Raw genomic sequence first — 14,723 nt, forward strand, 5'->3', positions numbered from 1 at the left:
ATACGTGAAGACAATCACAAACTCGTACCATGTTTATGAAAAATGAGTCAGGGCCTTAATAAATCGCTTGTATATAAGTCATCAACACAATGGTGAAAAATTTAAGTTGTCCCCAATATAGGTGAATAAGCTTGTGGATAAGCTTGTAGATTACCTACGTGAGACAGGGCTCACGGTGCACGGAGAGATCAGCATGATTTTTAACCAGACTGTAATATAGCTGTGATTTTACTGGCGCCATGACTTTTCTAGCATTGACAATGCTAAAATAACGACGGCCATCACAAGCGCCGAACACCAATATGGATAAGTCGGCGAGAGTCTATATAAAGCGCCGCCAATCAGTGGCCCAAACATAAATCCTAAACCAGCGATAGCACCAAGCAATCCCGCCAAACCACCCTGCTCATGAGATTCTACCGCCATCGTTGCACTTGCGGTAAACGAGGGACCGGTTAACCCCATACCAAACCCAAACAGCCCCATAGCAAGAAACAACATCCACAATGCGCTGGCGTTTGCTAGTAATAAATATGACATCAGCATAAACGGTAAGCCAACCCGTAATAAGCGCATAGGCAAGCCACTGTAGCTGCGCACCACCAAAAACTGGGCAATTAAAATCGCGACCGACGACACCACCATCGCACTTGAAAATAGCTGAGCAGCACGAATTCCATTTATGTCTAAGGTGTCCTGAAAGTAGAAACCCAAGGTTTGCTGAACCATACCCAGCAAACTGTAGATGATAAATCCCAATACGAGGAATATACGGTATCGAGGATCAAAGTAAGCGAGTTTAGGCTGTTTGCGACCGCTCGTATTCGCGGGTGGAATAGCAGGTAAATAGCGCCAAACTAAAACACCGACAATAAACGCAACTGCTGCCTGAATATAAAGTGGGGCAAGGTAATTGATACTGACAAACCATGCTAGTGCTGGCCCGACCATCACCCCCAGTTGATTGCAGGCCTGTAATTTACCCATACCCTTGGTACGTTCGTATACCGATGTCACATCAACCATATAAGCGGCCGACGCGGGATGAGTGGCCGACATAATCACAGCGTGGAACACACGACTAAGAATTAAACAGGTGAACAAGGCGGTACCTACAAGCGCGCCTGACAGGCCTAAATAGGCAACGCCATTAAACGCCAAGGTACCAACAACATAGCCAAATAGGCCTAATATAATAAGTGGCTTTCTCCCCCAACGGTCGCTAAGTCGCCCCCATTTAGGTGCGACAACAAAAAATACAAACGCCGTCAAGGCAGATAAAGACGTGATTGCCAGCTCTCTAGGCTCAATGACAATGTCAGAAAATGGCAGATTGAATACCAATAAATCAAGATGAAGCTCTCGACCCAGCATCGGCAAAATCGCAAACACCACTGTCTGCCCCATACCAACACTCATCATGGCTAAGTAAAGGGTAAACATCGCCTTAAAGCTGGATTTACCAGTCGTTGGCACCGAATCACTCACGTACGCTAACCCCCTCACTCAAGCCTTTATATTATATATGGTAGAGCTACTAGAAACTGATCACACTACTTTAAGGTCATTTCCGAAGACTAAATAGCCTCAGTCTCGTGGGCTAGAACTAAAAACAGACGCAAAGTGCTCCCAGCGCATTTTCAGTATAACTGTACAGCGACAAGAAATAGTCTAACAAGTGAACACAATTTGCTTGCAATGAACCTTATCTAAATCAGGCCAAGATGAGTAAAACTAATACGGGGTGCGATAAGTGGGGATGTAAAGCGAGGGGCAGCCCCCCCAAAGAAACGCGCTTACGTATTCTTTGAGGAGCTTTAGTAGTTATTAAGCAGCCGAAGACAGTTCCGTTTCGGTTTCAAACCAATCAGGCCATCCAGCACGAAGGTTTTGTTGACGCGCTAATTCTCGCTCCTCAGTGCTTGCATGATTAAGATCCCATTCTTTTAAAGCAGGCTTAATCACGACATTATTCCAAATCGGCGGAATCAAAGCAGACAAAAAGCAAACAAACACACTTGGAACTCTAACCGCAGTAGCGTCTGGCTTTAAACGATAGTAAGGCGTATACGCATCCAAATGATGATCCGCATGATTGGTGATTTCGAAGGCAACAATGCGGCTAATGGGTTGCAAATGATTCCAAACATGGCGGCGACCAATCGGTTTACCTGGAATACGAACTTGGCCGTAATGCTGGAAGTAGTTAAACGTTTCAACCCACAGACGGGCGAGACACGCGCCACCTAAGCCACAAAGTGCGGCGTTAGCACCACCGATTGCAAACATAGCAAGCTCAAATACAACAAAGGCAAGTATCGCTTTCCATACACGGTGATGAATAGACCAACGCGATCTGCCACGTTTCATCATCGCTTCACTTTCTAAGCGCCATCCAGTGATAGTACTTTCATACACAGCTCTAACAGCAAACCCATAAAGATTGGCACCACGCGGTGCGGTATCACAATCTTCTGGTGTACCAACATCCAGATGGTGGCCTACACGGTGACCGATGTCACGTGATGCATCTAGGTAAACAACCTGTAAATAGGTGCCTATAAACTTCTGCAAAGTACCTTGCTGGTGGTAAAGCTCATGGAGGCTAGGCACGCCAATAATGACGCCCAACCAAGAAACAGACAGCGTACCGCCAATCATTTCTACCGTACTCATATTGCCCTGACCAATACGCCAAGCCAAAAAGAGGTAAAGCCCAACTGAGAATAGCGCACCTATCCAGATCGGGATATCTGCTAAGGCGCGGTTGTTAATGTTACGCTCTTTAGTGTCGCGCGGTAGCACGGTATCTAGAATCGCGAGGCCTGGAAGGGTTGCAAGTCCAAACCACACATAAGGCCCACCAAGGTAAATACCTACTGCAGTCATAATCTGCAATGCAGGAGAAAAGTAATATCGTAGATAATCAAACATAACAACGTCCGCCCATACTTATTATTTCGTAAACTTAGCAAAGACAAGTAGTTCCGAACAATCGCAACCACCTTCTCTTGACGGTACTAAGTATGAACTTTCCCAGAAGACGAAACAGGTCATTTATTGACAACACAGGGTCATTTAAAGACAATCAAGCCTTTAATAGGAGAACGAGATGGATTTTTCTGAACTTAGCCTATCCACGCCCTCAATTCCGATTGGTTATTCACGCCTCGTTGCACGCACCTTAGGCCTCGTCGAAAAAAACCTCCATCTACTATTAGCCAATACTCAGCTTAACACCAGCGACCTGTTGCGTGATGACACCTACATTACTGGGGCTCAACAGATCCGCATTCTTAGCAATGCACTCGATGTATCTGGCGATGAGGCTTTTGGCTTGTACTTTGGTCAAAATCTCATTCCACCAACTCATGGCCCCTTAGGCTTTTTAGTGCATAGCAGCTCTAATTTAATTGACGCAATGGAAGCTTTTACAAACTTCCTCCCCTTGCGGATGAACCTCACGCAAATGGACATCAGCACCAGCCCAGAATGGCTGGAATGTCATTTCCACGCAAACCCACAGGTCGATGACAAAATTTATCGACTCGTTATTGAAGCGCTAAGTCTGGGAGTATTTGCAATCACCGAGTTCATCCTAGGCCGTCCACTTACCGAGGGGCACCTACAATTTATTTACTCTGCACCAAATTACCAAGCAAAGTACCAACAGTTCTATCCCTGCGAAGTGAATTTCTCGGCAGACAGCAATTCACTCCGAATCCCCATTGGACTCATCAACACACCAAATGCGTCCGCAGAACATAATAACTACGAATACGCGCTAAACCAGTGTAAAAGCCTGCTCGATCAACTACACGTAGGTCATTTGGACACCAAGACCAAGGTACGTAAACTTCTATTATCTCACCCCAATCATCAACTTTCAGAAGACGCCGTCGCCGCCACCATGTTCATTAGTAAGCGAACCTTGGCACGGCGCTTAAATGCCGAAAGCACCGGTTTTCGGGAAGTACGTGACGATGTGCTTTCGTCCCTTGCAACAGGCTATTTACTCGATACGCAGCTGTCGGTGGATGCGGTTGCAGGCTTGCTCAACTATCACGATAGCTCTAACTTTCGGCGCGCATTTAAACGCTGGCATGGCATTCCTCCTGAGCAATTCCGCAATAAAAACAGTAATCGATAATACAAGTCCGACACCTACAGCGTAAAAATCATTAGACTATCGGTATACTTAGCGCAGAATAACCACGCAAAAACAGGCTTCAGCCCATGAACAATGCAAAACCTGCCCCGCCATTCATTCAGCGCTGGCTGAACAGTCTTGAGCTCGCCGGCAACCGTCTACCTAATCCGGTCTTGTTGTTTATTTATTTTTGTATCGCCATCGTTACCTTTTCAGTCTTGGCGGAGTTCATCGGGTTTTCTGCACAACATCCACTTACAAATGACGTCATCACTGCAAAATCCTTATTGAGTGCGGAAGGCATAAAGTGGATGGTCGGCAATGCCGTCGGCAATTTTATTCATTTCGCGCCGGTAGGCTCGGTGTTAGTCGCAATTTTAGGCATCGCAGTTGCAGAAGATTCCGGCCTATTAAGTCACGTATTACAGCGCCTAGCTGCAAGCGCTCCGCCTCGCTTATTGAGCAGCTTTGTAGTTTTTGCCGGTGTTATGTCGAGCATCGGTTTTGACTCTGGCTACGTCGTACTCATTCCGCTGGCGGCGCTAATATTTCGCGCAGCAGGAAGATCGCCATTGGCCGGTATTGCAGCCGCCTTTGCCGGTGTCTCTGGTGGCTACAGTGCCAACCTACTACTAGGTCCGGTAGATGCCATTTTGTCTGGTATCAGCAGCGAAGCGATGGCTTTAGTCGCGCCGGAGCACGGCGTATTAACCAGTGGCAATTATTACTTCACCCTTGTATCAACGGCGTTTATTACTGTAACCGGCGCATGGGTAAACGAAAAAGTTGTAGAGCCACGCCTAGCTAAACCTAATCTGGGGGAATTTAATGACGAGTCACAGCAGCGCATAAACACACCAATTTTAAAAGCTGCCATACGGAAAGTCGCCATTTTCAGCGTTGCCTTCTTACTTCTCTTATTGTGGTTAGTTATCCCTGCCGATGGATTAATGCGCAATCCCGATCCCAAGGGTTTAGCCGCACTGCCTTTACTAAATGGCATTGTGGTTTTTATCGCGCTATACGCCACCCTCAGCGGCCTTATTTTTGGCTATAGCACAGGTAAATATAAACGCCATCACGACTGGATTGCTGGAATGGAAAACGGCATTGGCAGCTTATCTGGCTACATTGTTCTGATGTTTTTTGCCGCTCAATTTGTCAATTATTTTAACTGGACTGGATTAGGCGCCATTTCTGCGATCAATGGCGCAAACTGGCTAGCAGGGCTTGAACTCTCGAAAACAAGTTTACTGGTGGGATTCATTCTAATCAGCGCCAGCATCAATCTATTAATCGGCAGCGCCTCGGCGAAATGGGCCTTAATGGCCCCCATATTTATACCGATGTTATTTTTATTGGGCATAGATCCTGAGTCAGCGCAGATGGCGTATCGCATAGGCGATTCCAGCACCAATATCATTACGCCGTTAATGCCGTATTTTGGTGTGGTAGTCGCCTTTATGCAGCGCCACGACGAATCTGCGGGCATGGGCACCTTAATGGCACTGATGCTGCCTTACTCGGTAATATTTCTTGTCGCTTGGTCGCTGCTACTCAGCCTGTGGTTAGCAGCAGGTTTACCTTTGGGGCCAGGGTAAAACAGGCAATTGAAGGCCGCCCTACTCCTGTACCGTCGCCGCCATTTCATCAATATCAACGTGCCTGACGTTCGCACCCTTTACTAGGTAGATAACATGCTCGGCAATATTTCTGGCGTGATCACCAACGCGCTCTAAAGATCGCAATGCCCACATTACCTGTAAGACAGATGAAATGGTGCGCGGGTCTTCGATCATATACGTGACCAAACTGCGCATTGCAGTGCCGTATTCCAAATCAACCGCTTTATCTTCTTCTGCAACGGCGAGTGCTAAATCAATATCAAGGCGTGCAAAAGAATCCAATGCATTACGTACCATGCCAGACACATGGTCACCAATATGACGAATTTCAAGAACACTGCGTGACAAACCGCCTAGCTCGGTCAGTTTAATCGCACTGTCTGCGACCTTGCTGGCCTCGTCACCCATACGCTCAAGATCACTTAAAATCTTGCTGATCGACAATACCAAGCGCAGATCACTTGCCGCTGGCTGACGGCGCGCCAATATAATGGTGCACTCTTCGTCAATTGACACTTCTAAGCTATTAACCGCTTTGTCACCTAACTTTACGTCAGTCGCCAAGCCCGTATCCAAATTCATAAACGCATTAGTAGCATCGGCAACCTGCTTCTCAACCAAGCCACCCATCTCTAACATACGTGTTTTAATATCATCTAACTCAGTATTAAACTGCTGAGATATATGATGAGTGTGCGAATTTTTATCTTTCATAATCAATCTCCCAAAAATCTGTTAGCAAACCTTAAGACACCTCTGATGAATCCGATGCCCCCCTCAGGCTTACCCATAGCGACCGGTAATATAATCTTCGGTTTGCTTGTTACTGGGGTTGGTAAAAAGAATATCTGTATTATCGAACTCGATTAACTTACCCATATACATAAAAGCAGTGTAGTCAGACACACGCGCAGCCTGTTGCATGTTGTGGGTAACGATAACAATAGTGTATTTGTCTTTTAGTTCGTAAATAAGTTCTTCAATTTTTAATGTTGAAATAGGATCTAGCGCTGACGCAGGCTCGTCCAATAACAACACTTCAGGCTCTACCGCGATGGTGCGTGCAATAACAAGACGCTGCTGCTGGCCACCCGACATGCCCAAAGCATTATCATGCAAACGATCTTTTACTTCGTCCCACAATGCGGCGCCGCGCAAAGAGCGCTCTACTACTTCATCTAACACACGTTTTTTATTGATGCCTTGAATACGCAAACCATAGGCAACATTTTCATAAATAGATTTCGGGAACGGGTTCGGCTTTTGAAAAACCATACCAACCCGTCTGCGGAGCGTTGCCACATCAACCCGTTTGTCGTAAATATTAGAACCATCTAAAGAAATACCACCGTCAACGCGGCAGCTATCGACCAGATCATTCATGCGATTAAAACAGCGCAGTAAAGTCGATTTACCACAGCCGCTAGGCCCAATAAACGCGGTCACTTTTTTACGAGGAATAACCATATTCACATCGAACAGTGCCTGCTTTTCCCCGTAATACAAATCAAGGTTATCGACCGTTAATGTAATGTCTTCATCGTGAATAGATTGCTCCACTCGATTCCGCCCCAGCGACTCCATATTAATAGCGTGCGCCTTTACCGTAGATTTGTCACTTGTCATAAAATTCGCCGCCTTCTCGTTCACGTCATTCACGCTTACATTTCCAGTGATTTATATTTCTCACGCAAATGATTGCGCAAGGCCACCGCACTTAAATTCAGTAAGGCGATGATAACGACTAATAACAAAGCCGTGGCATATACCAAGGGCCTTGCCGCTTCAACATTTGGACTTTGGAAACCAACATCATAAATATGAAAACCCAAATGCATAAATTTCTGATCTAAATGAAAGTAAGGGAAATTACCATCAACCGGTAAGGATGGCGCTAACTTAACAACACCAACCAACATCAATGGCGCAACTTCACCCGCCGCTCGCGCAACGGCGAGTATCAGGCCTGTCATCATTGCGGGACTCGCCATCGGTATTACCACACGCCACAGGGTCTCGGCCTTAGTTGCACCTAAGGCCAAACTACCTTCACGTAAATTACGCGGAATACGCGCCAAACCTTCCTCGGTTGCCACAATAACAACCGGCAAGGTTAATAAGGCCAGCGTCACCGATGCCCATAGCAATCCAGGCGTACCAAAAGTTGGTGCCGGCAATGCCTCAGGGAAAAATGCCTTATCCATTTCTGAACCAAGGAAATAGATGAAAAAACCTAAACCAAACACACCGTAAACAATTGAAGGAACCCCCGCCAAATTGTTCACCGCAATACGCACAATACGGGTCATCACACCCTGCTTGGCGTATTCACGCAAATACACTGCCGCCACCACACCAAACGGGGTTACCAATACCGACATGATTAGCACCATAATGACGGTACCAAAAATCGCGGGGAAGATGCCGCCTTCTGTATTAGCTTCACGAGGTTCATCGGTCAAAAACTCACCGAACTTCACAAAATAAAAACCTATTTTCTGTACTAGGCTCATACCGTTTGGTCGATAGGCTTGGACAACGGTGGCAATTCGCTGGTCTTTGATCTGACCAGAGGCCGTTTTCATAGTAAAGCTATCGCGGTGCCATTGCTGATACAAATCTGCAAGTTCACTTTGCAAAACTTTATATTTCGCATCTAACTCAGCGCGCTCGGCCGCCAAGTCGGCTAGTACCTGTTCACGTCTCGCCTCAGCCATTGAGGTGTTTATTTCCAAACCACGGGATTTTAGACGCAATTTTTCAAGGCGATAATTTATCGCACCGATATCTTTTTTCTCAATTTTCTTAATTTTTTCATGGATCTCATTGGCACGAAGCACTCGAGACTGAAACTCATCCCAAGCTCGCCCGTCCTCAATGCTAGCAACGACATTACCCTGTTCTTTTACCGATTGTAGGTAACCGTAAAAATTGCCCCATTCGCGACGCTCAATAACTACCGCGTCTTTAGGATAATTTACGTCATTCAAGTAGCGACTGATCACCCACTTAAAGTCAGCGCCACCAACATCTCGGTTACCGAGCTTAACCAGCTCGCGATCAACAAAGGCATCATCGGTATCAATTTTAAATCCCGCACTCAGCAGTTGCTCAATGGGCACAGCCTCAGATTCGACACGCTCCGCAAGTACAGTAACGCTTTCTTCACTGGGTAAAGCATACTGGGCTTCCATTACGGCAGCGGGCCAAAAATGCCCAAAGCCGCGAACAGCCAACAATATCAGCAAGCCGATAACTGCCAATGTGCTTACTGTTACTGCAGCGGCATTCATCCAAATCATTGGCTCGCCGCGCTTACACCACTCTATAAAGCCTTGCTTGTTATCATCGTGCAATGACATGACTTAATTTCCCGTATCTCTTGCTCTGGCTCACCAGCAAATTTTGCAATAACAAATCAAAGATTTCCGTAACGCATACGCAGACGTTGGCGCACTGTTTCCGCAATGGTATTGACCACAAATGTGAACATGAATAATACAAAAGCCGCCAAGAACAATACTCTGTAATGCGAACTATCGACTTCAGTTTCTCCGATTTCAACGGCGATATTCGCCGCTAAGGTACGCATACCTTCAAAAATATTGGCGTCCATAATCGGTGTATTTCCTGTCGCCATTAATACAATCATGGTTTCACCGACTGCTCGCCCCATACCAATCATCAACGCAGAGAAAATACCGGGGCTAGCGGTAGGCATCACCACACCAACAAGACTTTGCCACGGCGTTGCTCCCAAGGCCAAAGAACCATAACTAAGGTGCTTGGGCACTGAGAAAATAGCATCTTCGGCGATGGAGAAAATCGTCGGTATAACGGCAAAGCCCATAGCAATACCGACCACCAAGGCATTGCGTTGATCGAAGGACACGCCGATATCATTCGTTAACCATGCACGCATATCGCCGTCAAAAAATAAACGCTCTATCGGTGCGCTCATTTCGACGCAGCCAATGACAACAGTAAGAACAACAGGAACCAGCAATACGGGATGCCAGCCGTCAGGGATAAAACGACGGACTGTCGATGGCAGTTGAGACCACAGCCATGCAAACAATAAAATACCTACCGGCAATAATACGAAGAGCGAAAATATTGCGGGCAGGTTCTTTTCAATAAACGGCGCCAACCAAAGACCGGCCAAAAACCCGAGAATAACCGTCGGCAGGGCTTCCATTAATTCAATAAGAGGCTTGGTTTTTCTGCGCAGTGCCGGCGCCATAAAATAGGCGGTATAAATAGCACCGCAAATTGCCAGTGGTGCGGCAATGAGCATGGCATAAAACGCCGCCTTCAACGTACCAAAGGCTAGCGGTGCAAAACTATATTTTGCTTCAAAGTCATTGCTAGATGCCGAAGACTGCCAAACATAGTCGGGCTCGGGATAGCTTTCATACCAAACCTTGCTCCACAGGGCAGACCACGACAATTCTGGATGCTCGTTATGCAGTGTAAAACTCGCCAAACCGCCATCGGCATTTTCGACGAGCAGCTTGTCTGCACGGGGCGATATTGCCATCATACTGACCTGACCAACGTTCAGGTCTTTACGCAATAAGCGTCGATGAGAGGTGGTATAAAATAAATCTAATTGGCCTTCGCTATTTATACTGGCGAAACCTTTGCGACGGTGTTCAGTAACTATCCCCGCACTACCCCCACTTGGAATATCGAAATCCCGAATCGCTTGAAGTTTATAACCCGAATCTCGCTCTTTATCCCTAACCACAAACCACTGTCCAACTGAACCGTGATCGCTCGCGACCAACAAAGAGATACCGCCTAATAAAAATCTGGCTTGGCTCAATTTGCCGTTATCAAACAAATAACCACGATCCGCAATTGTTTGCTCTTTCAGGTCAATTAAACGAAAGCCACCGTCAGCGGCTAGCACATACAACCACTGCTGGCCTGGGCCTATTAGCACTCGATTCGGAACGATATCCAAACTCGGTAGCAATACATCTTCTTCACTTAAGGTCACTTCTTCGCTGAGAAAATCCTCTTCTTTAACCCAGCGGCGCCCCAGTAAATTTCCGTCGCTCACCGCAATAATCAGCAAGGCGTCATCGCTGTCGCTAATGGCCACCTGCTGTAGTGCTCGCCCTTCCGAAAGCAAAAATGCCTTATCACCATAGGGGAAGCGTAATTCTGGTGTAATTACCCGCTTATCATTTGGATAGCTGCTGCGGTAATCATGTTTGGCAATCAGCACTTTGCCATCGGTGAGACCCAGCGCAAATAATCGACTTTCTTCTGATTCAAGTGCGAAGCTGAGAATATCTGCGCCATCTAAAGGTAATTGTGTTTCCGTCAGCAAAGTGCCATCGCTAAGCTGAAAAAATGCCGCCTCGCCGTCGCGCGCCAACCTAAAACCAACTTCCGCCTGCTCCTCCATCGCGAGGTATAGCGCCGCGGCGGGAGTTGTCGTTTTAAATTGCGAATCAGCCTTAATGGACGCAGACTGAAACAATGGCATGATTTCGTATAGCAAATAGAAAAATATCAACAGGATCGCAAACAATACGCTGATACCGCCGGCGGTAATCGTCGCTGTTGCTATGCCGTCTTTGATTTGACGCCATTTACGATAGGCGGAAGCGGTAGCTCGTACCTCAGATTGACTCATTTCTTCTGCTCTCTAAAAACTCACAAACACGATATGACATTTTTATTACAATTTAATGACAGGCTTATAAGTCAAAAAAAATGCCGCATCACTGCTGCGGCATTTAATTCAATTATCTAAGACACCGATCAAAGCGCTAGTTTTGCTCTAATTTTCTCAACAACATTTGCAGGTAAGGGAATATAGCCATCTTTAACAACAACCTCTTGGCCTTGCTTGGAAAGAACTAACTTTATAAATTCACGCTCTAGTGGTGCCAAAGGCTTATTAGGCGCTTTATTCACGTAAACATACAAAAAGCGTGATAGCGGGTAAGTACCAGCAGTGGCGTTTTCAGCCGTCGCTTCTACAAAACCACTCTTACCATCTTTAGCCAACGGAACCGCCCTTACACTAGAGGTTTTATAACCAATACCCGAGTAGCCAATGCCATTAATAGAGGTCGAAACCGACTGTACAACAGACGCCGAGCCAGGCTGCTCATTCACACCATTTTTAAAGTCGCCTTTGCACAAAGCCTCTTCTTTGAAGTAGCCGTATGTGCCTGATACTGAATTACGACCAAACATCTGAATGTCGCGAGCTGCCCACGCACCATCCATACCTAAGGCGCCCCATGTTTCTGCGCTATCGGCGTGGCCGCATTTATGAGTACTAGAAAACACCGCGTCTACCTGGCCGATGGTCATACCGCTAATGGGGTTGTCTTTGTGGACAAATACCGCCAGCGCATCGATAGCCACCGGAACCGCGGTTGGTTTGTAGCCGTATTTTGTTTCAAAGGCTTCTATTTCTTTGTCTTTCATCTTCCGGCTCATTGGCCCGATGTTTGATGTCCCTTCGGTTAAAGCTGGTGGCGCAGTAGATGAACCCGCTGCTTGAATCTGAATATTGACATTAGGATAGATTCGTTTGAAATCCTCACTCCACAATGTCATCAGGTTTGCCAATGTATCTGAACCAACGCTAGACAAATTACCTGAAACACCTGACGCACTCGCGTACTCCGGCAAATCAGCGTCAACTTCGGTTACCGCAAAAGAAACCATAGAAGACAAAGCAACAACGGTTCCCGCTACATAGTGTTTAATGTTCACAAACCTACTCCCAAGCCAATTAATAACACCAACGCAGCCACTTTATAGAGCAATTATGACAACTTTGTGACAGATGATAAGAATAATTCAGCCGCTAAGCTGGTGTAACAACAACGGCCGCTGAACGGGGGAATACACAGGCAAATACACTGCCCTTATTCGGCACACTACGAATACGCAATTCTGCGCGATGCCTGATTAAAACGTGTTTAACAATGGCCAAACCAAGCCCTGTCCCTCCGGTATCTAGAGAACGACTTTGATCAACTCGGTAAAAACGCTCAGTTAAACGCGGGATATATTGGGGTTCAATACCAATACCCGTATCTTCAACTTCAAAATAAGCGTGGACGTCATCGTGATACCAACGCAGGGTGATGGTGTCATCATCGGCAGTATAACGCGCAGCATTGATGGCAAGATTGGAAAAGGCACTACGCAATTCGTTTGCATTTCCACTAACGGCAATCTTATCGTCACATTCAATAACGATGTGCCGTGTGCCCTTTGCTGCCGAACCGCACTCCTCTCGAATCATTTCCATCAGCGGACGCAGCCGAATAACCGTATCTTCACTCGCCTTCGGTACCGCTTCTAGGCGAGACAACAGCATTAAATCTTGAATCAACATATGCATGCGACGCGACTGTTGCAGCATCTGGCTAACCGCCCGATCCCAGCGAGGATTTTCACCGCCGTGCTCTGAAAATGTTTCTAGGTAACCGTTAATCACCGTCAATGGGGTGCGCAATTCGTGGGATACATTGGCAACAAAATCCTTACGCATTTTCTCTAAACGGTGAGTTCTGGTTACATCTCGAGCAAACAGCAAGCGGTTACGCTGACCGAAGAAGCTCACACTAATACTTAGACTTAAGCCGCTATTCACCGGCGAAGGCATTTCCAACGGCGCTTGGTAATGCTCTGCATCAAAATAGCGTACAAACGCGGGACTACGGATCAGGTTAATCAGTTGTCGACCGGTGTCATCAGATTCGCGTAGACCTAACAAATCATGCGCAGAGGCATTACACCATTCAATATTACCTAGCGGGTCTAACATCACCACCGCATCTGACATTGAGGCAAATGAAGAGTGAAGGTAATCGATCATTGCCTGCAATTTTTTTGTATTCTGTGTCGTGTCACGCTGCATGTCATAAATGACATCAAAAACCTGCCCCCACATACCCAATGCCTCTGGCGGCTCATTATCTACACCACTGTATAACCAATCTGACAAATGCTGCAGGTTTCTCAATAACCATGCACATGCCAATAGTGACGCGGCAAATAAAGGCCAAATTCCCAAATCAAAAATTGCGCAAGCACCTGCCACCAAGGTAAGCGGTAAGCTGATGCGCAATAATTCCGTTTTCCAGCTGTAGTAGCGCATTAATTATTTTGCGCTAGGCGCAGACACCTGTAGTGGAAAAGCGATAGCCAGTACCGCGAACGGTTTGAATGAGTAAACCGCAGTCACGCTGATCGGTTTGCAGGGCTTTGCGAAGGCGGCGAATATGCACGTCTACGGTGCGTTCTTCAACATAGACATTGCTGCCCCAAACCTGATCTAGTAACTGACCACGACTGTAGGCTCGCTCTTGATGGGTCATGAAAAATTTTAGTAATTTAAACTCAGTCGGCCCCATGTCTAGCGGCTGGGTGTCGACAAATACGCGGTGGCTAGCAGGGTCTAATTTTAAACCGCCAACCTCAATACTTTCTTCTTGTTCACGATTGCTTGAGCGACGCATGATGGCTTTAATGCGAGCCATTAATTCACGCGACGAAAACGGCTTGGTAATGTAGTCGTCTGCACCCACATCTAAACCTTGAACACGGTTATCTTCATCGTCTTTTGCGGTGAGCATGATCACGAGCAGATCGCGGGTGACCTCATCTCTGCGCAGACGGCGTAATAATTCTATGCCGCTGGTGACGGGCATCATCCAATCCAGCAACACTAGATCTGGGCGCTGATCCACGATAATACCGTGAGCATCTTGTGCATTACTCGCCTCCAGACACTCGTAGCCGGCAAGCTCCAAGCCAACACGGATCATTTCCCGTATTGCGGCCTCGTCGTCGACAATCAGTATGGTCGTTGCAGTCATCCCTCTACCCTTTTTAAACAAGTTTCGTAAGCAGCATTAAAACGACATTTGGTGACAATTTTATGACAAAACGAATTTTTGTAA

General features: G+C 46.6%; 11 protein-coding genes. 2 read left to right on the forward strand and 9 right to left on the reverse strand.

Annotated features, from left to right (window positions below):
* Window positions 1–228 precede the first annotated feature (228 nt).
* Both GVJ32_RS00520 and GVJ32_RS00525 read right to left on the reverse strand, forming a co-directional pair.
* Window positions 229–1,488: an MFS transporter gene (locus tag GVJ32_RS00520; protein ID WP_159238107.1), complete on the reverse strand. Its 1,260-nt coding sequence runs from the start codon at window positions 1,486–1,488 to the stop codon at window positions 229–231.
* A gap of 339 nt (window positions 1,489–1,827) precedes the next feature.
* Window positions 1,828–2,934 (reverse strand): alkane 1-monooxygenase, encoded by a 1,107-nt coding sequence (locus GVJ32_RS00525; protein ID WP_159238108.1) that lies wholly within the window; start codon window positions 2,932–2,934, stop codon window positions 1,828–1,830.
* Window positions 2,935–3,112: 178 nt separating this feature from the next.
* Here GVJ32_RS00525 and GVJ32_RS00530 point away from each other — a divergent pair, with 178 nt between their 5' ends.
* Together GVJ32_RS00530 and GVJ32_RS00535 are read left to right on the forward strand one after the other, a co-directional pair.
* Complete coding sequence (locus GVJ32_RS00530) at window positions 3,113–4,150, forward strand: AraC family transcriptional regulator (protein ID WP_159238109.1); 1,038 nt, start codon at window positions 3,113–3,115, stop codon at window positions 4,148–4,150.
* Window positions 4,151–4,236: 86 nt separating this feature from the next.
* The gene (locus tag GVJ32_RS00535) at window positions 4,237–5,751 is read left to right on the forward strand and encodes an AbgT family transporter (RefSeq protein WP_159238110.1); all 1,515 of its coding nucleotides are present in this window, start codon (window positions 4,237–4,239) and stop codon (window positions 5,749–5,751) included.
* A gap of 21 nt (window positions 5,752–5,772) precedes the next feature.
* Here the strand turns inward: GVJ32_RS00535 and phoU are convergent, their stop codons facing one another.
* The 7 genes from phoU to phoB form a co-directional block, all read right to left on the reverse strand.
* Window positions 5,773–6,489 (reverse strand): phosphate signaling complex protein PhoU, encoded by a 717-nt coding sequence (gene phoU, locus GVJ32_RS00540; protein WP_159238111.1) that lies wholly within the window; start codon window positions 6,487–6,489, stop codon window positions 5,773–5,775.
* Between the two features lie 69 nt (window positions 6,490–6,558).
* Entirely contained in the window at window positions 6,559–7,359 is an 801-nt protein-coding gene (pstB, locus tag GVJ32_RS00545) for a phosphate ABC transporter ATP-binding protein PstB (protein WP_235035022.1), read from the reverse strand.
* A gap of 77 nt (window positions 7,360–7,436) precedes the next feature.
* Window positions 7,437–9,137 (reverse strand): phosphate ABC transporter permease PstA, encoded by a 1,701-nt coding sequence (pstA, locus tag GVJ32_RS00550; RefSeq protein WP_159238113.1) that lies wholly within the window; start codon window positions 9,135–9,137, stop codon window positions 7,437–7,439.
* Window positions 9,138–9,193: 56 nt separating this feature from the next.
* On the reverse strand, window positions 9,194–11,425 hold the full coding sequence (locus tag GVJ32_RS00555) for an ABC transporter permease subunit (RefSeq protein WP_159238114.1): 2,232 nt from the start codon (window positions 11,423–11,425) through the stop codon (window positions 9,194–9,196).
* Between the two features lie 128 nt (window positions 11,426–11,553).
* Window positions 11,554–12,522, reverse strand: a complete 969-nt coding sequence (locus tag GVJ32_RS00560; RefSeq protein WP_159238115.1) for a PstS family phosphate ABC transporter substrate-binding protein — start codon at window positions 12,520–12,522, stop codon at window positions 11,554–11,556.
* 94 nt (window positions 12,523–12,616) lie between these two features.
* Window positions 12,617–13,918, reverse strand: coding sequence for a phosphate regulon sensor histidine kinase PhoR (phoR, locus tag GVJ32_RS00565; protein ID WP_159238116.1), 1,302 nt, complete (start codon window positions 13,916–13,918; stop codon window positions 12,617–12,619).
* 13 nt (window positions 13,919–13,931) lie between these two features.
* Window positions 13,932–14,639, reverse strand: a complete 708-nt coding sequence (gene phoB, locus GVJ32_RS00570) for a phosphate regulon transcriptional regulator PhoB (protein WP_159238117.1) — start codon at window positions 14,637–14,639, stop codon at window positions 13,932–13,934.
* Window positions 14,640–14,723: the final 84 nt, after the last annotated feature.

The organism is Zhongshania aliphaticivorans, from assembly GCF_902705855.1.
In the GTDB taxonomy this organism is placed as follows: domain Bacteria; phylum Pseudomonadota; class Gammaproteobacteria; order Pseudomonadales; family Spongiibacteraceae; genus Spongiibacter; species Spongiibacter aliphaticivorans_B.

Bases quoted from the DNA above. Each gene is read 5' to 3' on its own strand.
- GVJ32_RS00525 (WP_159238108.1), bottom strand. From the start codon at position 2,934: ATGTTTGATTATCTACGATATTACTTTTCTCCTGCATTGCAGATTATG.
- GVJ32_RS00530 (WP_159238109.1), top strand. From the start codon at position 3,113: ATGGATTTTTCTGAACTTAGCCTATCCACGCCCTCAATTCCGATTGGT.
- GVJ32_RS00535 (WP_159238110.1), top strand. From the start codon at position 4,237: ATGAACAATGCAAAACCTGCCCCGCCATTCATTCAGCGCTGGCTGAAC.
- phoU (WP_159238111.1), bottom strand. From the start codon at position 6,489: ATGAAAGATAAAAATTCGCACACTCATCATATATCTCAGCAGTTTAAT.
- pstB (WP_235035022.1), bottom strand. From the start codon at position 7,359: ATGGAGTCGCTGGGGCGGAATCGAGTGGAGCAATCTATTCACGATGAA.
- pstA (WP_159238113.1), bottom strand. From the start codon at position 9,137: ATGTCATTGCACGATGATAACAAGCAAGGCTTTATAGAGTGGTGTAAG.
- GVJ32_RS00555 (WP_159238114.1), bottom strand. From the start codon at position 11,425: ATGAGTCAATCTGAGGTACGAGCTACCGCTTCCGCCTATCGTAAATGG.
- phoR (WP_159238116.1), bottom strand. From the start codon at position 13,918: ATGCGCTACTACAGCTGGAAAACGGAATTATTGCGCATCAGCTTACCG.
- phoB (WP_159238117.1), bottom strand. From the start codon at position 14,639: ATGACTGCAACGACCATACTGATTGTCGACGACGAGGCCGCAATACGG.